This window comes from Nocardiopsis suaedae, assembly GCF_027706745.1.
GTDB classification, from domain to species: Bacteria; Actinomycetota; Actinomycetes; order Streptosporangiales; family Streptosporangiaceae; genus Nocardiopsis_A; species Nocardiopsis_A suaedae.
Genome location: NZ_JAQFWP010000014.1, coordinates 24,890 through 48,866, shown reverse-complemented (window position 1 = coordinate 48,866; position 23,977 = coordinate 24,890). Strand labels below are relative to the sequence as shown.

Sequence of the window (23,977 nt, the reverse complement as noted above, 5' to 3'; positions counted from 1 at the left end):
GGCGACGGGGCCCACGCCTTCCGCCCCGCCCGCCTGGCACCAGGCCCCGGAATGCCAGGTGGAGGGCAGCGACGACGAAGGCCGGCGGCCCCTGCGGCGACGGTGTCGGCCACGCGGCGTGCGGGCGTGTCCCGGACGGGCGGCACAGGCCCCATCGTTGATCCCGGGAAGAACGACGCCACGACCGCGCCGGTAGGGTCCGTTCTCCCGAGAACACCAAGCGCTCTCATCGGCCGCTTGGCATAGAAGCGTCAACGGGGAGGGGGCGACGGAGCCGCCGCACGGACCACCGACCAGTCCTCGTCGCCGTTCTCCACGCGACACCCCGCCGCCCCCTCCCGGGGCCCTACACCGTCACCACGTCGACGCCCGCCGCGCGGATCTCGGCCAGTGCGTCCTCCGGGGCGCCGTCGTCGGTGACCAGCGTGTCGATCTCCCCGACCGGGCACACATAGCCCATCGTGACCAGGCCGATCTTCGTCGAGTCCGCCGCGGCGACGGTCCGCTGCGACGAGCGCATCATCGCCCGCTTGACCGCGACGTCCGGCAGGTCGTGCGCCGTGACGCCGTCCCCCGCCGACAGCCCGCAGCACCCCACCACCGCCACGTCGAAGCGCACCGCCGCCAGCGACGCCTCGGCCAGGGGGCCGTGCAGATTCAGCTCACCCGGGCGCACTTCGCCCCCGGCGACCAGCACCGTCGTCTCCGCCGACCGCGCCAGCACGTCGGCCCCCTGCAGCGACAGCGGCATGACGGTGACCGGGCGTCCCGCGAGTTCGCGGGCCACCTCCAGCGCGGTCGTCCCGCTGTCCAGGGCCAGGGCCGCGCCCGTCGGCACGAGCGCGGCCACGCGGGCGGCGATGCGCTGCTTGGCCTCCACCGCCTGGCGCTCGCGCAGCACGTAGGGCGGCTCCTGCCCGCGCGGGACGAGGCTGACCGCCCCGCCGCGCACCCGGCGCAGCACCCCCTGCGACTCCAGCCGGTCCAGGTCGCGGCGGATCGTCATCTCCGAGTGGCCGCTGGCCTCCGCCAGTTCGGCGACGCCGACCTCACCGGCCTCCTTCAGCCGGGCGATCACCAGATCCACCCGTTCCGCACTGTCCATGGCCTCATTCAAACACTGAGTATGTTCGTTTCGCAATCCAACGAACACGAAAATTGATCGGACACCAACGCGCCCTGATCCGCCACAATGGGACGGTGAGCGACGCACGGGTGCACTGCGACATATGGTGGGCCACGCCCGCCCTGGCCCACCCCGCCCTCGAACGGCTCCTCGACGCGCGCGAGCGCGAGCGCCACGCCCGGTTCCGCCGCCAGGCCGACCGCGACCGCTACATCGTCGCCCACGCCCTCGCCCGCCTGGCCGTGGCGCGCGAGGCGGGCTGCGCCCCGGCCGCGGTCGCGTTCGACCTGCACTGCCGCAACTGCGACGGCGCCGACCGCGAACCGCACGGCAAGCCCGTTCCCGCCGGGCCCGCCGCCGGGCTGGAGGTGTCCATCAGCCATTCGGGCGACCGGGTGGCGCTCGCCGTGGCGCGGGGCGTGCCGGTCGGGGTCGACGTCGAAGAGGTCTCCCCGCGGCGCGACACCTCCTCGCTGGCCGAGATGGCGCTCGCCCCCGCCGAGCGTGAGGCGCTCGCCGCGCTTCCCGCCGACCGCGCGGCGGAGGGCTTCTTCACCTACTGGGCCCGCAAGGAGGCGCTGCTCAAGGCGAGCGGCGAGGGCATCTACGCGGGCCTGGCCGCGGTGGAGGTGTCCTCCCCCGCCGCACCCGGCCGCGTTCTGTCTTGGGCCTCGCCCGGCGCCCCGCCCCTTGGGCGCGTGCGCCTGGTGGACCTGGACGCGGGCCCCCGCTACCGCGCGGCGCTGGCCGTGCTCAGCGCCGACGAGCCCGCCGTCGCCGTGCGCGACGCGGGCCCGCTGCTGGCGGCCGCCGCCTCAGGCGGCGAGGGCGAGGGCCACCCCGAAGGCCGTCAGGGCCACACCCCCGGCCAGGTCGATGCCCTGCCGGACGCGGCGGCGCCGCATGATCTCTGACAGCGCGCTGATGCCCAGCACGTAGACCAGCCACCAGACCACGACCATCGCCACCAGCACGGCGCCGAGCAGCGCCGTCTGCTGGACCGCCGCCTCGGGGGCCGAGACGAACTGCGGGAGCACGGTCACGAACATGACCGGCAGCTTGGGGTTGAGCAGGTTGTTGACCAGCCCCTGCAGGTAGGGGGCTCCGGAACGGTCCGCGCCGCCGCCGTGGTGGGCGGCCGCCTCGGCGGCGCCGTCGGTGGCGCGGCGCGCGCGCCACAGCGCGAGGATGGTGCTGCCGCCGAGGTAGACGAGGTAGGCGGCACCGGCCAGGCGGAGCGCGTGCAGCACCGCCGGGTGCGAGGCGACCAGCACCGACAGGCCGGCGGTGGCCAGCAGCGCCCACGCGGCGATGCCGGTGACCGACCCGGCGGCGGTCGCCAGCCCGCCGCGCCGCCCGCCGCGGGCGGTGTTGCGGGTGATGAGCACGAAATCGGGTCCGGGAAGGACCGTGACCAGCACCGCTGCCGCGATGAACCCACCCATGTGCTCCGGGATCGGCACGAGCGCACCCCCTCGTCCGCGTCGGGACCCGCCGCGCCCGCCCCGGGCGGCCCTCGGTCGGCGCCCGTCCCCTCACCTCTCCGGGGGAACCGCGGCACGGCGGAACGAATTGCGGAACGACCGGACGTACGCCGGTCGTTCAACGAACATGTCCCGCTAATTATGGATGATCTGCGAAAACATCACCAAATCGCCGTGATATATTCGGCCCATGACTGGACGAGTCGATCTGGATTCGGTGGATCTGCGGATTCTGCGCATCCTGCAGAACAATGCACGGATCACCAACCGCGACCTGGCGGCGGAGGCGGGGGTGGCGCCGTCGACGTGCCTGGACCGGGTGAACCGGCTGCGGGCGTCGGGGGTGATCGAGGGCTACCGCCTGAAGGTGTCGCCGGAGGCCCTGGGGCGCCCGATCCAGGCGTTCCTGACCCTGCGCACCCAGCACAGCCGCGACGTGCTGGCGCCGCTGGCCGAGCACATCCTGGCGCAGCCGGAGACGCGGGCGCTGTACAACATCGCGGGGGCGTCGGACTTCTTGGTCCTGGTGGCCTGCCCGGACGTGGCGACCCTGCAGCGCCTGATCGTCGACGAGCTGACCTCCCGCCCGGAGATCCACAACGTGGAGACGATGCTGGTCTTCCAGGAATGGGAGGGCGGCCCCCTGCTGCCGCCCGACGCGTCGGCAGAGACGGAGTAGGCGGCCCGGCCCACACGGACCCCGGGATGGCGGGGTGGAGGGCGGCGACGGCACCAGCTGGGCGATTCCCTGCTCCTGCTTGCCGGGCGGCGGACCCCGCGCGGTCCGGGCGGGCGGCTCGGCAGGTGCCCCACTCAAGGGCCCCGGCCGGGCGCCGGGCCACCGGGGTGTCAGGGAAGAGGGCAGCGACGACGAAGGTCGGCGGCCCTTACGGTGGCGCTGTCGGCCGTGCGGCGTGTGCGTGGTCACCGGAGGGGGCGGCGACGGCGACAGCCGGGTGCTTCCCCGGCCCTGCTTGCCGGGCGGCGGGCCCCTCGCGGTCCGGGGGCGACGAGGGTGGTGGTTGCACCACGCGATCGCCCTTCAGGTGGTTCGTTCGCCGCGCTGGATCGGCCAACGAGCGCGAAGGGATCCGATATGCCCGGTTTCAGGGGCATGGCGTCTCGCGTGGCGGGACGAGGCTGTATCAGCATGTGGGACCCTTCGCCGAGATGCGCCTGGTGGCCGGTATTCAGGTCCGGATACCGGCCACCAGGCGTAACTCGGCGATCGGTCCCACATGCCGAGACACGCAGAGGGCCCGGCGCGGGTGGCGCAGACGCCCGGTGGCCGACCGGAGCGCTCGGCCCCGCTCTTCCCATGTCGTCGCCGCCATCCACCCCACACCCCGGCGGCCAGCCCCCGGCCAGGGCCCGTGAGCGGGGTACCAGCCGAGCCGCCCGCCCACCCGGACCGCGAGGAACCCGCCGGACGGCAAGCAGGCCCGGGAAACCGCCCCGCTCATTCCGTCGCCGCCCCCTCCCGTCACCACGCACACGCCCGCACCCGACAGCACCACCGGAAGGACCGCCGACCTCCGTCGTCGCCGCCCTTCCCCCCTGCACCCCAGCGGCCCGCCGCCCGGCCAGGGCCCGTGAGCGGGGTACCAGCCGAGCCGTCCGACCACCCGGACCGCGAGGAACCCGCCGGACGGCAAGCAGGCCCAGGGAACCGCCCCGCTCATTCCGTCGCCGCCCCCTCCGGCGACCACACACGCGCCCGGCACCCGACAGCGCCACCGGAAGGGCCGACCGCCCTCCCCACCTCCGTCACCTGGCGGGTCCGGGGGAACAACTCGCCTCACCGGCACATCTGGCTTGCCTTTCGGACAGTCACTCCTCCCTTGACCGTCGTCGCGGCGCGCTTGAACGATGTCATCGTGCGCAGCCGACACGCCCACGTGCCCGACCGGAACAACCCCCGCCGCCGACCCCGCGCCGCCCGGTGAGCGTTCCGTTCGCCCGGACCGCACCTCAGGGACCCACCGCGTCGGTCCTCGACACCGTCCACGGGCGCACCGTCCCCGACCCCTACCGGTGGCTGGAGGACGGCGAGTCCACCGCCACCCGGCGCTGGCTCGACGCGCGGCAGCGCGAGTTCACCGAGGCCGCCCGCGCCTGGCCCATGCGCGACCGCCTCGCCTCCGACATCACCCGCCTGCTCGACCACGACCTGTGGTCGCCCCCGCTCCTGCGCGGCGGCACCGCCTTCGCCACCCGCCGCTCCCCCGGCGACGAGCACCCCCGCATCGTCGCCTTCGGGGACGCCTCCCTCGGAGGCGCCGCCCACCGGGACGGCGCCGCCGGCGGCCGGGGGAAGGGCAGGCACGCCAAGGACGGCGCCGCAGGCCGGAACGAGCGGACCGTGTTCGACCCCGTCGCCGCCGCCCCCAGCGGGCGCACCACCCTGGACGCCTGGGAGCCCTCCCCCGACGGCTCCCTCGTCGCGGTGCAGACCTCGACCGGCGGCACCGAGCACGGCGAACTGCGCATCCTGCGCACCATCGACGGCTCCCCCGTCGAGCCGCCCATCCCGGGCGTCCGCTACTCGCACGTCGCCTGGCTCCCCCCGGCCCCGGGCGGCCCCGCCTTCTTCTACGCCCGCCGCGACGGCGCCGACGGCCGCCGCGGGCTCTGGCTGCACCGCGTGGCCGCCACCGGGAACACCGCCACCGGGAACGCCCCCGCCGGAGGCGCCCCGGACACCCTGGTGCGCGCCTGCACCGGCCCGCGGACCGTGCCCGGGGTGCGGGTCCTCGGCGACCGCTGGCTGCTGGCCACCGAGAGCCACGGCACCGGCCACCGCAACGACGTGTGGATCGCCGACCTGCACGCCTCCCCGCCCGACGCCCCCGCCTGGGTCCCGGTCCAGGAGGGCTTGGAAGCCGAGACCACCGCCGACCTGGGCCCCGACGGCGTCCTCTACCTCCGCACCACCCTGGACGCCCCGCGCCGCCGCGTCTGCGCCGCCGACCCCGCCGCCCCCGCGCACTGGCGCGAGGTCGTCCCCGAGGACCCCGACGCGCCCCTCGACGGGTTCACCGCCGCCGGGACCCCCGACCGGCCCGAGCTCCTGGTCACCCGCACCCGCCTGGGTGTCAGCTCCCTCGACGTGCACGACGCCCGCGACGGCCGCCGCCTGCGCGCCGTCACCCTGCCCGGCGAGGGCATGGTCACCCGGCTGGAGCAGGGCCAAGACGGCGCCGCCCACTTCTGCTACGCCGACGTCGCCACGCCCCAGGGGGTGCTGGTGCTCGGCCCCGGCGCCGCGCGCCCGCGCCCCTGGCCCTCCGCCGCCGACGGCGGGCGCCCCCCGGCCCCCACCGCGCGCATCCGCCGCCGGGTGCTGCGCTGCCGCTCCGCCGACGGCACCCGGGTGCCCATCACCCTGCTGTCCGCGCCCGGCACCGATCCCGACGAGGACGGCCCGCTGCTGCTGCACGCCTACGGCTGTTTCGGCCGCCCCCGCCAGTTCGGCTTCAGCGCCACCGTGCTGGCCTGGCTGCGCGCCGGGGGCCGGTACGCGGTGGCGCACGTGCGCGGCGGCGGCGACGGCGGCCGGGACTGGCACCGGCGCGGTGCCGGACGCGCCAAGCCCCGCGCCGTGGAGGACCTGGTCGCCGCCGCCGACGCGCTGGTGGAGGGCGGCCACGCCGACCGTGCCCGGCTGTGCCTGACCGGCGGGTCGGCCGGGGGCATGCTGGTGCTCGCCGCCGCCGGGCTCCGGCCCGACCTGTGCGCGGCGGTGATCTCCTCGGCGCCGCTGACCGACATGGCCCGCTTCGAGCGCATGGGCCTGGGCCGGATGTGGACCCGCGAGTTCGGCACCGCCGCCGACCCGGACGACTTCGCCGCGCTGCTCTCGTACTCCCCCTACCACCTGGCGCTGGACGGGGCGGGCGGCCGCCGTCCGGCGGTCCTGCTCACCGGTTTCCACTCCGACACCCGCACCGGCGCCGCCCACCCCCGCAAGATGTGCGCCGCCCTCCAGGGGGCCGGCGCGCCCGCCCTGCTGCGCTACGAGCGCGACGTCGGCCACGGCCAGCGCGCCGTGTCCCGGGCCGTCGCCCTGGCCGCCGACGCCCACGCGTTCGCCGCCGAGCGGACCGGCCTGCGGCCGCGCCCGGGCGGGCGCTGAAGCTCTGCCCCACCGGGCAGGGAACCCCGACGAGGAAGGACAGGAGCAGACATGGACCCCATGGAGTTCGAGGTCGAGGTCGAGGACCTCGACGAGGTCACCTCGCGCGACCTGACCGCCGGCGGCGGCGACAACGACGGCACCGACGGCAGCTCCGACTTCATCTGACCGCGACCGAATCCGACCGTCCGATGCACCGGTCACCGCGCGGCGGCGCCCCCGCCGGGGTGACCGCCCTCTAGAGCGCCGCCGGGGGTTCGCCACTGGCCCCCGGCGGCCCCGCCCCTTCCCCGGGAGGTCACCGCCACCGTGTCCCAGCCCCACACCCTGTTCACCGGAGCCGTGCGCGCGGCGATCGGCGAGGACGCCCTGCGCAGCCGCCTGTCCGAGGACGTGCTCTTCGCCGACGTCGGCGAAGACGCGGTGCGCGGCCTGCTGGACTTCGACGCGCTCGACGAGGTCCTGGCCACCCGCCCGCTGGCCCCGCCCCGGCTGCGCCTGCACCGCACCGGCTCGGCGGTGCCGGTGGAGCGCTACACCGAGGCCGGGGAGGTCTCCCGCGAGTCCACCCGGGTGGTGCGCCCCGAGGCGCTCTACCGGGAGCTGCGCGAGGGGGCCAGCCTGGTGCTGGACAGCGTCGACCGGCTGCACCCGCCGGTCCGGGAGGCGGCCGACGACCTGATGCGCCTGGTGCGCGAGCGCGCCCAGGTGAACCTGTACCTGATCTGGGGCGACTCGCACGGCTTCGCCACCCACTGGGACGACCACGACACCTTCATCGTGCAGGTCGCCGGGGAGAAGGCCTGGCAGGTGCACGGGCCGGGCAGCCGCCCCCACCCGATGAAGGTCGACTCCGACCACTCCCACACCCCGCCCGAGGGCACGGTGTGGGAGGGCGTGCTCCGGCCGGGGCACGTGCTGCACGTCCCGCGCGGGTGGTGGCACACGGTCACCGGGACGGGCGGGGTGAGCATGCACCTGACGTTCGGCTTCACCCGCGCCACCGGGGTGGACTGGGCGCGGTCGCTGGTGGAGCGCCTCTACGACGAGGAGGTCTTCCGCCGGGACCTGCCGCGCTTCGCCTCTTTGGACGAGCGCCGCAAGCGCCACGACGAGCTGGTGCGGGTGCTGGCGGCGCTGGCCGAGGAGAACGGGGTGGACGCCTTCCTCGCCGAGCGCGACGCCCGCTTCCCGCGCCGCCAGTCCTACGCCCTGCGATGGGCGGTGGAGGACGGCCGTGCCCCGGAAGAGGACACGGTGGTGGAGTTCGTGCCGCTGATCGCTCCGCCGGTGGCAGTGGAGGGCGGCAAGGCGTCGGTGACGGTGTCGGGACGGCGCTACCGGTTCCCGGCGGCGGCCGAACCGGTGCTGAACGTGCTGGCGCGCGACCGCCGCCTGACGGCGGGCGAGCTGGCCGAGCGGTCGGGGGCGGGCTTCGACACGGTGTCGGCGGTGCTGCGCGCATTCGTCCGGCACCATCTGGTGGTCTTGCGCTGACGGGACGGGGCGCTCCGGCCGTCCCGACGCCTCCGGCCCCCGGCCGCGGTGCGCGGTCGGGGGCCGGTGGGCGGGGTGCGGCGTCCGGGCGCCGTCAGGACGGGCGGCGGCGGTCCTTCCGAGGGCCGCCCCTCAGGCCGCGGCCTCCTGGGGCGCGGGGCGGTGTTCCCCCATGAGCCCGCGCAGCCGGCCCACGAAGAAGAACAGGGCGATGCCGCACACCACCGCCAGCAGGCCCAGCAGCAGGAAGTAGTTCCCGCCGAGCACCGGCTGCAGGCGGCTGACCTGGGCGCCGACGGCGTCCCCGGCGGTGATGGACAGGAAGAACAGGCCCATCATCTGCGCCTTGAACGCCTCCGGGGCGAGCTTGGAGGTCATCGACAGGCCCACCGGGGACAGGCACAGCTCGGCGATGGTCTGCAGCAGGTAGACGCCGACCAGCCACATCAGGCCCACCTTGACGGTGCCGCCGTCGGTGGCGGCGGTCGCCCAGCTCATCACGACGAACGAGAAGCCGCACACCACCAGGGCGAAGGCGAACTTCATGCCGGTGCTGACCCGGTCGCCCAGCTTGCTCCAGACCAGGGCGAACACCCCGGCCAGCACGATCACCATCACGGGGTTGACCGCCTGGGTGGACCCGGCGGGCACGGCGAAGGAGCCGATGTGCAGGTCGACGTGCTCCTTGGCGAACAGGGTGAGCGGCCCGGCCGCCTGGTCGAAGATCATCCAGAAGACGGCCGAGGCGATGAACAGCCACACGAACGCCTTGAGCTTGGGCCGCTCCTCGTCGGTGATCTCGTCGCGGCGCACGACGAACATGTACACGAAGTAGCCGATGGGGACGATGATCGAGAAGGCCGTCAGCACGTAGGTGACGTTGTCGACGCTGAGGGTGCCGGTCAGCGCGGCGGCGGCGAAGGCCAGCGCGACCGCGGCGACGGCGATGGCGAGGTTGCGCAGCAGGCGGCCGCGCTCTCCGGCGGTGAGGGGGTTGCCGGGCCGGTCCCCGGCGCCCTGGAGGTTCTTCTGGCCCAGCACGTACTGCAGCAGGCCCAGGGCCATGCCGACGGCGGCGACGGCGAAGCCGACGTGCCAGTCGAACCGCTCGCCGAGGTAGCCCACCAGGAACAGGCCGATGGCCGAGCCGATGTTGATGCCCATGTAGAAGAGCGAGTACCCGGCGTCGCGGCGGGCGTCGGGAGCATCCTTGTACAGCTCGCCGACCATCGCGGAGATGTTGGGCTTGAGCAGTCCGGTGCCGACGCACACCAGCGCCAGGCCGAACCAGACGAACGCCGATCCGAACTCCAGCGCGAGGCTGATGTGGCCGAGCATGATGACCACGCCGCCGACCAGCACGGTGCGGCGCTGGCCGAGCAGGCGGTCGGCGATCCACCCGCCGGGCAGCGCCGTGAAGTAGCTCATGGCCAGGTAGAGGCCGACGACCGCGGTGGCGGTGCCCGTTCCCAGGCCCATGCCTCCCTCGCTCACCGCCGCCGCGAGGAAGAGGACGAGGATGGCGCGCATGCCGTAGAAGGACAGGCGCTCGTTCATCTCCGTCCCGGCCAGGGTGATCAACCCTTTGGGGTGGTTCCGCATCGGTGTTCCCGTCGTTCGCGTGTGCCCGCGCGCTCCCGGGTCGGGGCGCGCGGGCGCGGCCGGGCGGACCGGCTCTCGGCACAGGTGGCCCCGTGCCCCTCGTGGGGGCCGGGGTTGCGGCGGGCCGGGCGGCGCCCTGCGCGGCGATCGGGTCTTCCGGTCGGCGGGCGTCGGTCCGCCCCGCCGGGGACGTCCGGGGTCACGAACGTCCGTCCTGGTCAAGGAATGTACACCCTGTGTCATTCCTGACTTTCCACTCTCTTGGGGTTTGTTGCATTCCTCACAGGACATAACGGACACCCCACAGGGGCCGCCGGACCCCGCACGCCCCCGCGCACCGCCCGCGCCGCGAGGCGATCCGACACACCGGGCGCGCCCCGTCTTTGCCCCGGGAGATTTGATTAGGGTAGCCTCATCTAAAGACGGCGGGCCGTCCGCGTGAAGGCGGCCATCGCGCCCGCCCCGTCGCGCACTCCGGCGTTACGAGGAAGGTCGTCCGGCGCATGCCCGAGGTCCCGGTCCCGCTGCAGGCAGTGGTCGACGCCTGCACGCCGCTGAAGTTCTCCCCGCTGCCGGCCCTGCGCGCGCCCGGCATCACCGCGGGGGCGGGCGACCCTGCCGCCGACCAGTGGTTCCGCACCGACCTGATGGTCGCCGACGGCGAGGTCCCGGTGCTGTTCGAGCGCCTGACCGCGCTGGGCGCGCGCGGCCACCGGCTTCCCGCGGTCACCGACTTCCTCCGCGCGACCCTGCGCGAGCCGGTCTTCCTGGTCTCGGCCGGCCTCTACCTGACCCGCCGCGCCGCCCTGCCGGACGCCGACCGCCTGTGGTTCCCCTGGAGGTCGGAGAGCGGTTTCGGCACCCCCACCCTCACCGGCGTGCGCACCGCCGTGCTCGCCGACGACCCCGCGGCCGACCACCCCTCGGCGGTGGTCTGCGCCGACGAGGACGAGCTGGTCCGGACCGCCGCCGAGCACATGGTGGCCGCCTTCGCCCCCGTCATCGACGCCCTGCACGCGCACACCCGGGTGGGCCTGCGCACGCTGTGGGGGTGGGTGCTGGACACCGCGCACTTCTACATGCTCAACCCGGCGCGGTTCCTGGGGCGCGACGCCGAGGACGCCTGGCGGCTGGCGTGCGCGCTGGGCGACGCGCTGATCGAGGCGGGCGCGGTGACGCGGGCCCGGCCCCGGCTCTTCCCGTTCCGGGAGGACCACCCCCGCGGCACGTGGGCGGTGCGGGGGACGTGCTGCTTCGACTACAAGGGCGACCCGGAGCACGGGTTCTGCACCACCTGCCCGCTCAAGTGCGACAACGACCGCCGGGACGAACTCCAGGAATGGATCCGGAACCCGGCGCTGGCGCCGTGAGCGGCCGCACCGCCTTGCCCTCCGGCCCTTAGGCCCGCCGGCCTCGCGTCCGCCACCGCCCGGATGGTCACGCACCGTGCGGGACCAATGCGCTGAGTTGTCGGGCACTCCGTAGCTAGGGCGGGGCCGGCCGCCGGGGGATCCTCGGGAACGGCGCCGAACGATCGCCACTCCGCGTGTCGTCGAGCGCCTTTCGGATCCCGATCGGAATCGAGGCACCACCATGAGCATGATCCAGACGGGCAAGGTCGAACTGACCTCGGAGCACCCCGTCGAGAAGAAGGGCGGCCAGACCCACACCTTCACGCGGGTCGACTTCCCCGCCCCGTTCCCTGCCGGGTCCAACGTCATCGTGCAGACGACGGTGCAGACCTTCAACGGGCCCCACACCCCGGGGGTCCGGCTGCACGAAGTGAGCGAGACCGGGTTCCTCATCCGGATGAACGAGCTGTACGGCTCGGGCGTGACCGGTGACGGGGTCCACACCACCGAGACCGTGGGCTGGACCGCCTACACCGTCTGACCCGGCGGGACGGGAGCCGCGGCGGGCCGGGGCCGCCAGTTCCCGGGCACTGCGCCGGGGCGGGGCCCGCCTCCTGTGCGCCGATCACCGTGTACGGCCGCGCGAGGCCGTGTACCGCGCCTCCCCCCGATGCGGCTCCCAAAGGACGGTCCCGGCGGCGACCCGCCGGGGCCGTCCGCACCGCCGCCGACCGATTGGAGTGCAAGCGCGACCCGGAGCGCGGATTCCGCGCCACCTGCCCGCTCACGTGCGACGACGACCGCCGGGACGGACTCCGGGAATGGATCGGGAACCCGGCCCCCGCCCCTGACCCCGGTCAGCGGAACTCCCGTCTTCCCTCCCGGGGCCGCTATCCCGCCCGCATTTCCGTGCATCGGGAAGGCGCACTTCCTGTGCCTTCCCCGATTCCCACGAGTTTCGTTTGTTTCGCTGCCTTCCCTCCTTCTCATGCGGATACATGGAGTGCTACGTTCGCCACGCAGAGCTGGGAGCGCTCCCATTTCCCCTGATCACCAGCAGTGCGACGCACTCGGAGGTGCGAGCATGAGACCGAGAGGAAACGGACGGGCAACGGACCGCGGAGGGCCGCGCCGGGCACCGCGCACGGCCCTCCGCCGTCGGCGGACGGGCGCCGCTGCGGCGCTGTCGATCGCGCTGTCGGCGGCCCTGGCCGTGACGGCGCAGGCCCCCGCCCAGGCCCAGGGGACGCTCCGGGACCTGGCCGAGGCCCGGGGCGTGGAGATCGGCGCGGCCCTCGGCGCCGACCACCTCAGCGGCGATCCCGAGTTCGCGCGCCTCGCCGGCGCGGAGTTCAACGCCGCCACAGCGGAGAACGCCATGAAGTGGGACGCGCTCCAGCCGTCGCGGGGGCAGTTCAACTGGGGCAACGCCGATTCCTTCATGGCCTCCGCGCGAGCCGACGGCCAGGCGGTGCGCGGCCACACCCTCGTCTGGCACAGCCAGCTCCCCTCGTGGGTGTCCGATGGCGGATTCAGTCCCGATCAGCTGCGCACCGTGATGGGCGAGCACATCGGCACCGTCGCCGGGAGGTACGCGGGCCAGGTCGCCTACTGGGACGTGGCCAACGAGATCTTCCTGGAGGACGGCTCCTGGCGGGGGTCGGTCTTCTACGACACGCTGGGCGAGGGTTTCGTCGCCGACGCCCTGCGCATGGCCGACCAGGCCGACCCGAACGCGAAGCTGTACCTGAACGACTACAACATCGAGGGGATCAACCCCAAGAGCGACGCCTACTACGACCTGGCGCGCTCCCTGCTGGAGCAGGGCGTCCCGCTCGACGGGATCGGGATGCAGACGCACCTGATCAACGGGCAGGTGCCCCACGACATGCGGCAGAACATGCAGCGGTTCGCCGACCTGGGCCTGGACGTGGCCGTCACCGAGCTGGACGTGCGCATCCAGATGCCCGCCGACCAGGGTGAGCTGCAGCAGCAGGGGCAGGACTACCGCGCGGTCATGGAGAACTGCCTCGCGGTGGACCGCTGCGTCGGCGTCACCGTGTGGGGCATCGTCGACCAGTACTCCTGGGTGCCCGACGTCTTCCCGGGCTACGGCGCCCCGCTCCCCTTCAACGAGCAGTACCGGCCCAAGCCCGCCTACTACGGCCTGCAACAGGCCCTGGCCGGCTGACGACCGGCGTGTGGGCCCGCATCCGGCCGCGGGCCCACACGCCGCCCGCCCCCGCGGCGGGCGGCCGCCGTCAGTCGGTGTGCAGGGCGAACGGCGACAGGTCGTCGGCGTCGAACTCGATGCGGTCGTCGACGTGCAGCACCCCTTCGATGGCGCCCACGGCCCGGCGGACGGCCACCGCGCTGGAGCGGAAGCGCACCTTCCCGGTCAGTGTGACGATGCCGCCGCGCACCTCCGCCCGGACGTGGGGCAGTTCGAAGTCGAGCATGAGCAGGCGCTCCACCCGGTTCAGGACCCACGAGTCGGGACGGGCGTAGACCTTCACGACGTCGCCGCGGCTGACGATGCCCTCCAGCTCCCCCGAATCCGAGACGACCGGAAGGCGCTTGACCCGGTGCTCCTGCATCAGGCGCGCCGCTTCGGCGATCTCCGCTCGGGCCCGGACGGTGACGGCGGGCGCCGTCATCAGCCTCTGCGCCGTGACCGCCGAGCGCTTGGCGCGGTCGGCCGTGGCGGACCTCCCGTCCCCGTCGGCCAGCTTGTGCAGCAGGTCCCCTTCGGAGACCACGCCGAGGACGTGCTTGGCGTCGTCCACGACGGGCACCCCCGAGACCGCGTAGCGGCCCAGTACGAGGGCGATCGTCCTCATGCTCGCCCCCGGCTGGACGCACACCACGTCCGTCGTCATCATGTCGCGTACTCGGACGGCCATCGTTCTCTCCTCACGTGCCCCCCTCGCGGAGCACCCGCCGCGCCTCTCCGGTGGCGGCGGCCGCGGCCGGTCGGGTCTGGGGGCCGGTGGGGGCCACCGCCCTCCCCACCACCGATCATCACGCCTGGGCCCCTGGGGGGCCATGTGCCGGAGGTCCCTCCCGCCGCGCCCCCTGCGGCGAGAACGCGGCCGTAGGGCACCGGCGGCCGGGAGGAAGGTCCCGTCCCCGTCCGGGCACGGTCCCGGAGGGGCCCACACCGCCCGGACGGCACTGTGCCGAGGCGCGTCCGGGGGTTAGCCTGGAACCGGGGGCGGACCGAACCGGATCCCCGGGGTCGCCCGCCCCCGTGGCGGGCCCCGGTGCGGCGGCCCCGGGGCGTGCGGCACCGCAGAGTGGGGCACGACCGGACGCGAGGTGAGGCACCATGGCCGCGGAGCAGCGGACGATCACGGTATTCCTTGTCGACGACCACGACATCGTCCGGCGCGGCGTCGGGGCGCTGTTCGCCTCCGAACCCGACATCGAGGTGGTGGGCGAGGCCGCCGACGCGGCCGGCGCGCTCGCCAGGATCCCGGCCGTCGACCCCGACGTGGCGCTCCTCGACGTACGGCTCCCGGACGGCAGCGGGGTGGAGGTCTGCCGTGAGCTGCGCTCGCGGCGGCCCGGGCTCGCCTGCCTCATGCTGACCTCCTACGCCGACGACGAGGCCCTCTACGCGTCCGTGATGGCGGGCGCCTCCGGGTACGTCCTCAAGCAGATCCACGGCACGGACCTGGTCGGGGCCGTCCGCACCGTCGCCTCGGGCGGGTCGCTCCTCGACCCGCGCAGCACGGCGCGGATCATGCGCCGCATGCGCGAGGAGGCCGAGCGCAAGGACCCGCTGGCCGCGCTGTCCGGCCAGGAGCGGCGCGTCTTCGAGCTGATCGGCGAAGGGCTGACCAACCGGCAGATCGGCGAGCGCGTCTTCCTCGCCGAGAAGACCGTGAAGAACTACGTCACCAACATCCTGGCCAAGCTGGGGATGGAGCGCCGCACCCAGGCCGCCGTGTACGCCGCCCGCCTCAAGTCCGAGGAGTCCGGCGGCGGGACCTATTGACGCCGATGGCGGCGTCCGGGTACGGCGAGCCGGACCAAGGTCCCTCTGCCACCTGCCCTTGGACGCTGCCCAACGGCCTCCGCCGACCGTAGCGTCGGTTTCAGGAGTCCAGTCGAGGGAGTGGGGCGACCATGACGACGAAACCGGACGCGCCGGTACTCGCAGCGGTCAACGGAACCGAGGCGAGTCTGCGCGCATTGGACTGGGCGGCCGACGAGGCCCTCATGCGCGGCCGGAGCCTGCGCATCGTCTACGCCTTCGACTGGCCGCTGTACCACAGGGTGCCCCTGAGCGTCCCCGGCTTCTCGGCGGAGCGCCTGGCGCAGAGCGTGGTCGATGAGGCCGTGCAGCGGGCCGCGGAGCGCGCTCCGGACCTGCGGACGGCCGCGGTCTACAAGGTCGGCGACGCCGCCCCGGTGCTCATGATGGAGTCCGCCGAGGCCGAGCTCGCCGTCATCGGCTCCCGTGTGCAGTCCCGCATCGGTGCGCTCCTGCTGGGGTCGACCGGTATGGAGCTGGCGGCCGCCGGACGCTGCCCGGTCGTCGTGGTCCCCGACCACGATCCCAAACCGCCGGTGCGGCGGATCGTCGTCGGCCTCGACGGCTCCGCCTCCGCGCGCACGGCGGCGGCCTGGGCGTTCGCCGCCGCGGCCCGGCGCGGGGCCGCGCTGCGGGCGGTCATCGCGCACGATCCGCTCTCCCACCGGCTCATGGGCCGCTGGGAGGCACCGGTCCGCGACGCGTCCGACCAGGCGGAGCTGGAGGAGGCCGCGCAGGAGGCGCGCCGGCTCCTCTCCGAGTCGCTGGCGGGCCTGCGCGAGCACCACCCGCAGGTCGAGGTCGAGGAGTCGGCGGTCCCGGGCCACCCGGCCCAGGTCCTCGCCGACGCGTCGGCCGGCTCCGACCTCCTGGTCGTCGGAAGCCGCGGGCGCGGCGGGTTCACCGGGATGCTGCTCGGCTCGGTGAGCCAGTCGGCCCTGACCCACGCCTCCGTCCCGGTCGCGGTCGTCCCCGCCGAGACGCACTGAGCGCACGCTGAGAGGAGAAGACGATGCCACGGACCATCGCCGAGGTCATGACGGCTGGGCCCGCCTCGGTCAACGAGGGGACCGGCTACCGGGAGATCGTCGAGACGCTGCTGGAGCGCAACACCAGCGCGCTCCCGGTGGTCAAGAACGACGGCACGGTCGTCGGAGTGGTCACCGAGCAGGACCTGCTGCACAAGGCCGAGTTCAAGCAGACCGAGCAGGGCGGGGACTACCGGCCGCCGCTGCGGGCCCGGCTGCGCTCCCGGCTCACCGGGGCCGGAGTGCTGGTCGAGCGGGCCGACGAGAAGGCCGCGGCCACGACCGCGGCCGAGCTGATGACGAGCCCGGCGATCACGGTCGCCCCGGATACCAGCGTCGTGGAGGCCGCGCGCACCATGGAGCTGCGCGGGGTCAAACGGCTCCCCGTGGTCGGCGAGGACGGGCGGCTGGTGGGCATCGTCGGGCGCCGCGACCTGCTCCGGGTGTTCCTCCAGGACGACAAGTCCGTCTCGGACGCCGTCGGGGAGGAGATCGGGCACCTGAGCCGGGCGGTCCGCGGGGCCGACCTGTCCCACTCCGTCTCGGAGGGGATCGTCACCCTGACGGGGTCGGTCCGCTACCGCAGCACGGCGCACGCGCTGACCCGGCTGATCAACCGGATCGAGGGGGTCGTCTCCGTCGACGACCGGCTCACCTGGGAGGTCGATGACCTGCTTCCGCCGTACAGCACGATGCCGGGACGGGTGTAGCGGCCCGCGCCGGACACGACCGTCCGGGGAACCGCCGGAGGTGCGGGGACCGCGCCCCCGGCGGTCGGCGTGCGCGGGCCGCGCGCCTCTCCCTCCGGGACGACCGGCGCCGCCGGGGGTAGAATCCCGTGTGCGGCGAGGGACCCGTGCGGCCGTGGGGGCCGCAGCTCCGGAGGTGGGCCGTGTCCGACGACGCCCGACCCGAACACGAACGGATGCTGGAGCCGCGGATGCGGCTCGACCAGCTCCTCGCCGAACTCCAGAACCGCCTCAGCGACGTCGCATCGGCCCGCGACCGCGTGCACTCGCTGCTGAACGCGGTCGTGCTGATCGGCACCGGGCTGGACCTGGAGACGCTCCTGAGGCGCATCGTCGCGGCCGCCATGGAGCTGGTCGACGCCCGCTACGGAGCGCTCGGCGTCGTCGGCGGCTCCGGCGGGCTGGAGCGGTTCATCCCGGTCGGCCTGGACGACGAGGAGATCGCCGCCATCGACCACTGGCCCGAGGGGCGCGGAATCCTCGGGACGCTGGTGAAGGACCCGCGCCCGCTGCGGCTGCGGGACATCGCCGGGCACCCCGACTCGCACGGCTTCCCGCCCGGCCACCCGCCGATGCGCGGTTTCCTGGGGGTGCCGGTACGGGTGCGCGACGAGGTGTTCGGCAATCTCTACCTGACCGAGAAGGCCGGCGGCGCCGACTTTGACGAGGACGACGAGGCCGTCGTGGCGGCCCTGGCCACCGCCGCGGGCGTGGCGATCGAGAACGCCCGGCTGTACGAGGACTCCCTGGAGCGCGAGCGGTGGCTCAGCGCCTCCGACGAGATCTCCACCCGGCTGCTGACCGGGGACGACTTCGACGAGGTGCTGCGCCTGCTGACCGAGCGGGTCCGGGCCATCACCGGCGCGGACCTGGTGGCCGTCGCCGCACCGGACGCCTCGGGCAGGGTACTGGCCGTCCGGGCGGCCGACGGGCACGGCGCCGGCCGCGCCCGGGGCCGCACGGCCGCGGTCCAGGGGACGCTGGCCGGACGGGCCTACCTCGGCGATGCGCCCCTCAGCACCGACATGGCCCGCGAGGAGAGCGGATCGTCCCCGCTCCTGGAGGGGCTCGGGCTGGGGCCGGTGCTCCTGGCCCCCCTCACCGGGGGCGAGGACGCGCACGGCGTCCTGATCCTGGGCCGCAGGGCGGGCGCCCGCCCGTTCCCGTCGGCGACCGCCCGGATCCTGCACACGTTCCTCGGCCACGCGGCGCTGGCCCTGGAGCTCGCCGAGGCGCGCGGCCGGGCCGAACGGCTGAGCGTCCTGGAGGACCGCGACCGCATCGCCCGCGACCTGCACGACGTCGTCATCCAGCGCATGTTCGCCGTCGCGCTGTCGCTCATGGGCTGCGTGGACCGGATATCCGACCCGGCGCCCGCCCGGCGGGTGCAGCAGGCCGTGGACGACCTCGACGACACGATCAGGCAGACGCGCTCCACCGTCTTCGCGCTCCGGCACGCGGACGAGGAGCGGCGGTGGCTGCGCACCCGGATCCTGGACGCGGTCGCCGCCGCCACCGGGCCGCTCGGCTTCCCGCCCGCCCTGCGCCTGGAGGGGCCCATCGACAGCGCGGTGCCCGACGACCTGGGTGAGGACGTCGTCGCCGTGCTGAACGAGGCGCTGTCCAACGCCGCACGCCACGCCCGCGCCTCCCGGGTCGACGTCGAGGTGCGTGCCGTGGTCGGCGGGGAACTCACCCTGGAGGTGCGGGACGACGGTGTGGGCCTGCCCGAGGGCGGGCGCCGCAGCGGGTTGGGCAACCTCGCCGAACGCGCCGAACGCCGCGGCGGGGCGTTCGCGGCCCACCCGCGGCCTGAGGGCGGGACCCGGCTGGAATGGCGCGTCCCCGTCGACGGGGAATCCGGAGGCTAGCCGTTCCGTCCCGGGGCCGGCGGCCATGGGACGGTGCTCCCCCGGGCGGTCCGGAGGGGCGGTGGCTCCGCCCCTCCACCGGAGTTCGTACACCGGCCGCCCGGCGGTGGCCGGTCACCCCGCGTCGGCCGTCTCACCCTGCGCCCGGTTCCGCACCAGCACGACCGGCACGTCGGCGTGGTGGAGCACGCCTTGGCTGACCGATCCCAGCAGCAGCCCCGTGAACCCGCCCCGCCCGCGGGAGCCGACCACGAGGAGGTCGGCGCCGGAGCCCGCGCGGATCAGTGCGTGCACAGGGTTGTCCTCGACGGCGACGGCTCGGGCCGGGACGTCGGCCGTGGTGTCGGTACGCGCCTCCTCCACCATGGCCTGGACGTGCTTCTCGGCGATGTGGGCGGCGAACCGGTGCTCGACCACGTAGGAGGGGTCGGACAGTGCCCCGGCGTCGATGGGGGCCGAGATCTGCCACGCGTGCAGCGCGAGGACCTCCCCGCCGCCCCTGGCCGCCTCCTCCAGGGCGAACCGGAGTGCGGCGTCGGCGTCCCGGGAGCCGTCGACCCCCACCACCACGCGGCCGCGCCGGCCGGCCGTCCGCTCCGCGCCGTCCCCCTCCTTCGGCCCGGGGACGACCGCCACCGGGCACGGGGCGTGGGCGCTGACCCGGATGCTCACCGACCCCAGGAAGACCGACCCGAGGCCGCCGAGGCCGCGCGAGCCCACGGCCACCACGGCGGCCGTGCGCGCCGCGGCGAGGAGGGCGTGCACGGCGTCGGCGGAGGAGACCTGCGTGCGCGCTTTCAGCTCCGGGTGCCGCCGCCGCAGGTGGGCCGACGCCTGGTCCAGCAGGCGCCCGGCGCGTTCGGCCGTCTCGGGCGTCGGTGTCAGCCGCACCGGGTGCCCGAAGGGCACCGACACCAGGGGCATGTTGAGGGCGTGCAGGATGAGGAGGCCGGTCCCCCGCTCCTCGGCCTCGCGGGCCGCCCATTCCAGCGCCGCCTGCCCCGGGGCGGAGCCGTCGATGCCCACGACGACGTCCCCCCGGCCGGCTTCGGCCGCAGGGTCCGCGCCGGAGCCGCCCCCGTCGGATGTGATGCCCATGGTCCTGGTCCTCTCCCTCGCGCCGCGGCCGCCGTCGGCACGGCGGCGCTCCGCCGCGGGACCAGACGGTCACCGGGGCCGGAGCGGCGGTCGTGTCCGGCGACGCCATCAGTCTGGCCGCCGCCACCGCCGCCGGGTAGCACCGTGGTTCCCGGCGGGTAAGGGCCTAGGTCCCGGCCGGTCGCCGTGGCGCGCAGAATCCGGCCCGGGCGGCCGATGACGGGCCGTCCGCCGCCACAGCGCACGGCTGCGTGCGCGATTCGTTCACACGACGCCGATTCTGTTGTGGATCCGGCTTCTATGTGCCCTATCGGCCCGCCGAAGAATCCATGGGCGCCTCCCCCTCCCCCGGCGGGAGAATCGGCCTCCCGATTCCGGCGTAGGACGAAGGAGCGAAGCAATGGAGACGGTCACCGACGGCGCGGCCGAGCGGAGCGACGCCATCCGGCCGAACGAGAAACTGGTCCCGACACTGCCGTGCGCGGCCCCCGAGGAGACCGAGGAGTTCTACACGGCCCTCGGGTTCACGGTCGCCTACCGGCAGCGGAGGCCCTACCTGTACCTGGCCTTCTCCTGGAGCGGCATCGACGTCCACTACTTCGGCCCGCCGAAGGTCTTCGCCCCGGAGAACCAGGACACGGGCGGGTGCCTGGTGATGGTGGACGCGGTGGCCCCCTACCACGCGGCGTTCGTCCGGGCGATGCGCGGGGCCTACGGCAAGGTCCTGGCGAAGGGGTGCCCGCGCATCACCCGGCTGCGGCCGGGGGCGTCGCGGTTCACCCTCGTCGACCCGTCGGGCAATTCGCTGATCTTCATCCAGCGCGACGAGCCGCAGGAGCTGGAGTACGGCGGCTCGAAGGAGCTGGAGGGGCTGCAGCGCGCCCTGGACAACGCGAGGATCCTGCGGGAGTTCAAGAACGACGACCGCGCGGCGATGAGGTCGCTGGTCTCGGCGCTGCGCAGGCGGTCCGAGGGCGCCTCCGACGTCGACCGGGCGCTGGTGTACGCGACTCTGATCGAGCTGGCGGTGGCGCTCGGTGAGCACGGGAGGCGCGCGGAGTGGGAGGTGGAACTGCGGCGGATCGACCTCGACGGGGAGGAGCGGGACCGTGTCAGGGAGGTCCTGGCGAACGTCGACGCGTCGGACGAGTGGTTCGGCGGTCCGGGCGGGGAGGCCGCGGGGGCCGACTGACCACCGGATCCGCCGACGCCCGTCAGACGACCGCCTCGGGGTTCCCGGCGTCGAGGCGGTGCACGCCGGTCCGGTCGCAGTGCGGGGCGAGGAGCTCCCGGAGGTCGGCCACGGCGCTCTTGACCTCGGCCCCGTCCTGTCCCCCGCGGACGGTCTCCAGGATGAACACCGCCCGCGCCGAGTCCTCGGTGACGCGGGTGCGGTGGGCGTCGCGGTGGTTCCAGTGGCGGGTGAGCACGCCCGCCTCGTCGGCGTAGACGATCTCCCCGGGGCGCGGGGCCTCCACCGTGTCGGGCTCGCCGAGCGGGGTGAAGGCCTCGGTCCCCTCGGCGTGGCGGATGGCGACGCCGCCGGAGACCCGGTCCAGGTCGAAGGCGCCCGCGGGCAGGCCGTGGGCGACCGAGACCGCGTTGTAGGCGTCGACGGCCGGAGTGATGCGCGGGAGGACCCCCTTCTTGGCCAGGCGGCGGCCGAGCGCGTCGACGCTGGGGCGGAGGCGGCGGGGGTTGGTGCCGAACGCGCGGTAGGCGGCGTGCCAGGCCTCGATGCGCGGGTCGGCCTCGTCGGCGGGCGTCCAGGTGCCGTCGGCGACGCGCCGCTCCAGGTCGTCGAGGGCGGCGGTGGCGGCGGGCCAGGGCTCACGGCCCCGCAGGCCGTCGGCGGTGACCAGGGCGACGAGGGTGTCGGGGAAGGCCTGGGCGACCCCCGGGGCCAGGCGGAAGGCGGTCATGGGCGGTTCTCCGATCCGCACCCGGGGTGCGGAGCTGTAGGATTCAATGGAACGACTTCAAAGTACATTGGATCGACCGCCACATGTCAACCGAACGACCGAAGAGCGCATCGCCATGACCGGTCCGGGACGGGCGGAGGAGGGCGGCGGCATGGCCGAGGAAGCGGCGCTGAGGACGGTGGCGCGCAACGTCCGGGTGGCCCGGCTGCGCGCGGGGCTGTCCCTGGAGGAGCTCGGCCGCCGCGCGCAGGTGAGCAAGGGGGCCCTGGTCGGCCTGGAGAAGGCGCAGGGCAACCCCAACCTCGCGACCCTGGTCCGGCTGGCGGACACGCTGGGCATCCCGGTGTCGAACCTGTTGGACGGCCCGCCCGAGGACAGCGTGCGGATCGTGGACGCCGGGGGCGTGGCGCCCCTCTGGGAGGGCGAGCGGGGCGGGTGGGCCCGGCTCATGCTCACGACCTCGGGCCCGGCGCCGACGGAGGTGTGGCGCTGGAGCCTGGAGCCGGGCGAGGAGTACCCCAGCCACCCGCACCAGGCGGGGGTCGTGGAGACGGTGAGCGTGACCTCGGGCCGGATGGTGCTGGTGGTCGACGGCGACGAGTACGGCGTGGAGGCGGGCCAGACGGCCGCGTTCGCCGGGGACGTCTCCCACGGGTACCGGGGGGCGGGTGGTCGGACGTGCGAGCTGGTGATGACGGTCCACCTGCAGCCCGCCCCGGCGGAGGGGGGCGCGGCCTCCTAGAGGCCGCCGCCGGGCCTCAGTCCACCCACTTCAGATACTGCCCGTGCGGAGCGGCGACGGCCTTGGGGCGCCCGTCGAGGGCCACGACGAAGTCACCGGTCTGGAAGGGTGCCGTCGAAGGAAGGGCGCGCCGGACGTCGGGGAGGGTCCCGGGGGGCTCGTTGGAGATCCAGTGGCACGGCGTGTCCTGCACGAGCGCAACGAATGCCCGGCGCTTCTCCTCGGCGGGATAAGGGAGCACGGCACTGTGGAAGACCACAGGGGTGGCGCCGTCCGGAACCTGCTGGAGGAGCGACGCGAGCGCCTGCGTCAGGTCGCCCTGGATGACCGGGGCAGGATGGTTGCGGGCGGTCTCCAAGGCCGCGCGGAGGCGTTCCAGCCGGTCGTTCCGACCGGGCCAGACGAGGCACTCCAGCCAGCGCACGTCGTCGGGGTCGGAGGGGTCCAGGGGGTTAAGGTCGATCCCGGCACGCCAGGCGACCCGGGGCGGCCCATCGGGGATCGGGACGGGCCCGCTGGTCGCGCACTCCAGAAGCGGTCGGGCGTCGGGGGCGCCGATGGGCGGGCCGGCGTCGTAGCTGTAGCGGTAGCGGTCGGGGTGCAGGCAGAGCCCGGCGGAGGCACCGGCCTCGATCAGGGCGAGGGGTTGAGGAAGGGCGGCGAGGATCGGGAGGAGCGCGGCGCAGCGGGCGGGTTCGTCGGTCTGGGTACTGCGGCGGCGCATGGTGGCCTCGACCCGGTCCCAGTGGTCGAGGAGCCAGGAGCGGAAGGCGGGGTAGTCGCCGATCGGCCCGCCGTGGAGACGCACCGCGGCGAGCAGGAGGTTGGGCTGCCGCTTGGGAAGGGGCAACCGCTCGATGAGAGCGAGGAGGTCCGGGTCGTCAGCGATGCCATCGGCGAGGACGGAGTAAGTGGGAGACGTGGCGCAGGCCTCATGGTGAGCGAACCAGCGATAGCGCTGGTCGGTCGAGAACGCCGAGATCTCAGACTCCATCAAGGCCGCCTCTCCAAGAGCGTCGAGCCTCGACTATAGGAGCCGGACCGAGCGCAAATCGGTGGGCCCGGGGGCGGATTCCCCCGCAGAAGCGGAGAGCAGGGGGCCCAGCCTCGAACAGCTTGAGCTCACGCAGGGTCCATCCCCGCGTGCGCGGGGAGCAGGAAGAGGCCGTGAAGGCGTGTCCGTGGAAGGGGGGTCCATCCCCGCGTGCGCGGGGAGCAGGAAGTATTCGTTCTCGGTCACGGGTGTGCCTCGGGTCCATCCCCGCGTGCGCGGGGAGCAGGCAGGAGGTCTCCCAGTGAGCCCCCTGAAGTGGGGTCCATCCCCGCGTGCGC

General features: G+C 74.4%; 20 protein-coding genes and 1 CRISPR repeat array (1 of these 21 only partly in view). Of the genes, 13 read left to right on the top strand and 7 right to left on the bottom strand.

From position 1 onward, the window contains the following. Window positions 1–346: 346 nt before the first annotated feature. Window positions 347–1,105: a DeoR/GlpR family DNA-binding transcription regulator gene (locus O4U47_RS09935; protein ID WP_270677431.1), complete on the bottom strand. Its 759-nt coding sequence runs from the start codon at window positions 1,103–1,105 to the stop codon at window positions 347–349. Between the two features lie 95 nt (window positions 1,106–1,200). Between O4U47_RS09935 and O4U47_RS09930 the strand changes: the two genes are divergently transcribed. Then, the gene (locus O4U47_RS09930; protein WP_270677430.1) at window positions 1,201–2,040 is read left to right on the top strand and encodes a 4'-phosphopantetheinyl transferase family protein; all 840 of its coding nucleotides are present in this window, start codon (window positions 1,201–1,203) and stop codon (window positions 2,038–2,040) included. Here the strand turns inward: O4U47_RS09930 and O4U47_RS09925 are convergent. Continuing rightward, on the bottom strand, window positions 1,942–2,571 hold the full coding sequence (locus O4U47_RS09925) for a LysE family translocator (protein WP_270677429.1): 630 nt from the start codon (window positions 2,569–2,571) through the stop codon (window positions 1,942–1,944). The two genes, O4U47_RS09930 and O4U47_RS09925, sit on opposite strands and share 99 nt — an antisense overlap. Before the next feature lie 229 nt (window positions 2,572–2,800). Between O4U47_RS09925 and O4U47_RS09920 the strand changes: the two genes are divergently transcribed. The 3 genes from O4U47_RS09920 to O4U47_RS09910 all read left to right on the top strand — a co-directional run bounded on the left by O4U47_RS09920 (window position 2,801) and on the right by O4U47_RS09910 (window position 8,242). Then, the gene (locus tag O4U47_RS09920) at window positions 2,801–3,289 is read left to right on the top strand and encodes an Lrp/AsnC family transcriptional regulator (RefSeq protein WP_270677427.1); all 489 of its coding nucleotides are present in this window, start codon (window positions 2,801–2,803) and stop codon (window positions 3,287–3,289) included. Window positions 3,290–4,552: 1,263 nt separating this feature from the next. Beyond that, window positions 4,553–6,745, top strand: a complete 2,193-nt coding sequence (locus tag O4U47_RS09915; protein WP_270677425.1) for a prolyl oligopeptidase family serine peptidase — start codon at window positions 4,553–4,555, stop codon at window positions 6,743–6,745. Window positions 6,746–7,054: 309 nt separating this feature from the next. Beyond that, complete coding sequence (locus O4U47_RS09910; protein WP_270677423.1) at window positions 7,055–8,242, top strand: JmjC domain-containing protein; 1,188 nt, start codon at window positions 7,055–7,057, stop codon at window positions 8,240–8,242. A 132-nt stretch (window positions 8,243–8,374) separates the two neighbouring features. Here O4U47_RS09910 and O4U47_RS09905 read toward each other — a convergent pair whose 3' ends face one another. After that, the gene (locus O4U47_RS09905) at window positions 8,375–9,844 is read right to left on the bottom strand and encodes a peptide MFS transporter (protein WP_270677421.1); all 1,470 of its coding nucleotides are present in this window, start codon (window positions 9,842–9,844) and stop codon (window positions 8,375–8,377) included. A 503-nt stretch (window positions 9,845–10,347) separates the two neighbouring features. Here O4U47_RS09905 and O4U47_RS09900 point away from each other — a divergent pair. The 3 genes from O4U47_RS09900 to O4U47_RS09890 all read left to right on the top strand — a co-directional run bounded on the left by O4U47_RS09900 (window position 10,348) and on the right by O4U47_RS09890 (window position 13,387). Then, the gene (locus tag O4U47_RS09900; protein ID WP_270677419.1) at window positions 10,348–11,214 is read left to right on the top strand and encodes a (2Fe-2S)-binding protein; all 867 of its coding nucleotides are present in this window, start codon (window positions 10,348–10,350) and stop codon (window positions 11,212–11,214) included. 223 nt (window positions 11,215–11,437) lie between these two features. Then, on the top strand, window positions 11,438–11,737 hold the full coding sequence (locus O4U47_RS09895; protein WP_270677417.1) for a hypothetical protein: 300 nt from the start codon (window positions 11,438–11,440) through the stop codon (window positions 11,735–11,737). A gap of 543 nt (window positions 11,738–12,280) precedes the next feature. After that, window positions 12,281–13,387: an endo-1,4-beta-xylanase gene (locus O4U47_RS09890; RefSeq protein WP_270677415.1), complete on the top strand. Its 1,107-nt coding sequence runs from the start codon at window positions 12,281–12,283 to the stop codon at window positions 13,385–13,387. A 70-nt stretch (window positions 13,388–13,457) separates the two neighbouring features. Here the strand turns inward: O4U47_RS09890 and O4U47_RS09885 are convergent, their stop codons facing one another. Beyond that, complete coding sequence (locus O4U47_RS09885; RefSeq protein WP_270677413.1) at window positions 13,458–14,099, bottom strand: CBS domain-containing protein; 642 nt, start codon at window positions 14,097–14,099, stop codon at window positions 13,458–13,460. 425 nt (window positions 14,100–14,524) lie between these two features. Here O4U47_RS09885 and O4U47_RS09880 point away from each other — a divergent pair, with 425 nt between their 5' ends. From O4U47_RS09880 to O4U47_RS09865, 4 genes are all read left to right on the top strand, one after another. Further along, complete coding sequence (locus O4U47_RS09880; protein ID WP_270677411.1) at window positions 14,525–15,196, top strand: response regulator; 672 nt, start codon at window positions 14,525–14,527, stop codon at window positions 15,194–15,196. A 131-nt stretch (window positions 15,197–15,327) separates the two neighbouring features. Further along, window positions 15,328–16,224, top strand: a complete 897-nt coding sequence (locus O4U47_RS09875) for a universal stress protein (RefSeq protein ID WP_270677409.1) — start codon at window positions 15,328–15,330, stop codon at window positions 16,222–16,224. Window positions 16,225–16,247: 23 nt separating this feature from the next. Beyond that, on the top strand, window positions 16,248–16,973 hold the full coding sequence (locus O4U47_RS09870) for a CBS domain-containing protein (protein WP_270677408.1): 726 nt from the start codon (window positions 16,248–16,250) through the stop codon (window positions 16,971–16,973). Between the two features lie 215 nt (window positions 16,974–17,188). Further along, window positions 17,189–18,883, top strand: coding sequence for a sensor histidine kinase (locus O4U47_RS09865; protein WP_270677501.1), 1,695 nt, complete (start codon window positions 17,189–17,191; stop codon window positions 18,881–18,883). Between the two features lie 114 nt (window positions 18,884–18,997). On the opposite strand, the gene O4U47_RS09860 is transcribed toward O4U47_RS09865, so the two are convergent. Continuing rightward, window positions 18,998–19,981: a universal stress protein gene (locus O4U47_RS09860; protein WP_270677407.1), complete on the bottom strand. Its 984-nt coding sequence runs from the start codon at window positions 19,979–19,981 to the stop codon at window positions 18,998–19,000. Window positions 19,982–20,381: 400 nt separating this feature from the next. Here O4U47_RS09860 and O4U47_RS09855 point away from each other — a divergent pair, with 400 nt between their 5' ends. After that, window positions 20,382–21,173 carry a VOC family protein gene (locus O4U47_RS09855; protein ID WP_270677404.1) on the top strand — a complete coding sequence of 264 codons (792 nt, stop codon included), beginning with the start codon at window positions 20,382–20,384 and terminating at the stop codon, window positions 21,171–21,173. A 22-nt stretch (window positions 21,174–21,195) separates the two neighbouring features. Here O4U47_RS09855 and O4U47_RS09850 read toward each other — a convergent pair whose 3' ends face one another. After that, window positions 21,196–21,903, bottom strand: a complete 708-nt coding sequence (locus O4U47_RS09850) for a B3/B4 domain-containing protein (protein WP_270677403.1) — start codon at window positions 21,901–21,903, stop codon at window positions 21,196–21,198. Window positions 21,904–22,054: 151 nt separating this feature from the next. Between O4U47_RS09850 and O4U47_RS09845 the strand changes: the two genes are divergently transcribed. Further along, on the top strand, window positions 22,055–22,645 hold the full coding sequence (locus O4U47_RS09845; protein ID WP_026123448.1) for a helix-turn-helix domain-containing protein: 591 nt from the start codon (window positions 22,055–22,057) through the stop codon (window positions 22,643–22,645). A gap of 16 nt (window positions 22,646–22,661) precedes the next feature. Here O4U47_RS09845 and O4U47_RS09840 read toward each other — a convergent pair whose 3' ends face one another. Then, window positions 22,662–23,639 carry a DUF2332 domain-containing protein gene (locus tag O4U47_RS09840; RefSeq protein ID WP_270677402.1) on the bottom strand — a complete coding sequence of 326 codons (978 nt, stop codon included), beginning with the start codon at window positions 23,637–23,639 and terminating at the stop codon, window positions 22,662–22,664. Window positions 23,640–23,774: 135 nt separating this feature from the next. Continuing rightward, window positions 23,775–23,977: a CRISPR direct-repeat array (repeat unit 29 nt; unit sequence GGGTCCATCCCCGCGTGCGCGGGGAGCAG); it runs 1,414 nt beyond the window's last position.

Excerpts from the sequence above, each read along its gene's own strand:
- O4U47_RS09870 (WP_270677408.1), top strand. The coding sequence starts at position 16,248 with ATGCCACGGACCATCGCCGAGGTCATGACGGCTGGGCCCGCCTCGGTC.
- O4U47_RS09925 (WP_270677429.1), bottom strand. The coding sequence starts at position 2,571 with ATGGGTGGGTTCATCGCGGCAGCGGTGCTGGTCACGGTCCTTCCCGGA.
- O4U47_RS09920 (WP_270677427.1), top strand. The coding sequence starts at position 2,801 with ATGACTGGACGAGTCGATCTGGATTCGGTGGATCTGCGGATTCTGCGC.
- O4U47_RS09865 (WP_270677501.1), top strand. The coding sequence starts at position 17,189 with ATGCTGGAGCCGCGGATGCGGCTCGACCAGCTCCTCGCCGAACTCCAG.
- O4U47_RS09855 (WP_270677404.1), top strand. The coding sequence starts at position 20,382 with ATGGAGACGGTCACCGACGGCGCGGCCGAGCGGAGCGACGCCATCCGG.
- O4U47_RS09935 (WP_270677431.1), bottom strand. The coding sequence starts at position 1,105 with ATGGACAGTGCGGAACGGGTGGATCTGGTGATCGCCCGGCTGAAGGAG.
- O4U47_RS09905 (WP_270677421.1), bottom strand. The coding sequence starts at position 9,844 with ATGCGGAACCACCCCAAAGGGTTGATCACCCTGGCCGGGACGGAGATG.
- O4U47_RS09840 (WP_270677402.1), bottom strand. The coding sequence starts at position 23,639 with ATGGAGTCTGAGATCTCGGCGTTCTCGACCGACCAGCGCTATCGCTGG.
- O4U47_RS09895 (WP_270677417.1), top strand. The coding sequence starts at position 11,438 with ATGAGCATGATCCAGACGGGCAAGGTCGAACTGACCTCGGAGCACCCC.
- O4U47_RS09875 (WP_270677409.1), top strand. The coding sequence starts at position 15,328 with ATGACGACGAAACCGGACGCGCCGGTACTCGCAGCGGTCAACGGAACC.
- O4U47_RS09850 (WP_270677403.1), bottom strand. The coding sequence starts at position 21,903 with ATGACCGCCTTCCGCCTGGCCCCGGGGGTCGCCCAGGCCTTCCCCGAC.
- O4U47_RS09890 (WP_270677415.1), top strand. The coding sequence starts at position 12,281 with ATGAGACCGAGAGGAAACGGACGGGCAACGGACCGCGGAGGGCCGCGC.
- O4U47_RS09845 (WP_026123448.1), top strand. The coding sequence starts at position 22,055 with ATGGCCGAGGAAGCGGCGCTGAGGACGGTGGCGCGCAACGTCCGGGTG.
- O4U47_RS09880 (WP_270677411.1), top strand. The coding sequence starts at position 14,525 with ATGGCCGCGGAGCAGCGGACGATCACGGTATTCCTTGTCGACGACCAC.
- O4U47_RS09860 (WP_270677407.1), bottom strand. The coding sequence starts at position 19,981 with ATGGGCATCACATCCGACGGGGGCGGCTCCGGCGCGGACCCTGCGGCC.
- O4U47_RS09900 (WP_270677419.1), top strand. The coding sequence starts at position 10,348 with ATGCCCGAGGTCCCGGTCCCGCTGCAGGCAGTGGTCGACGCCTGCACG.
- O4U47_RS09885 (WP_270677413.1), bottom strand. The coding sequence starts at position 14,099 with ATGGCCGTCCGAGTACGCGACATGATGACGACGGACGTGGTGTGCGTC.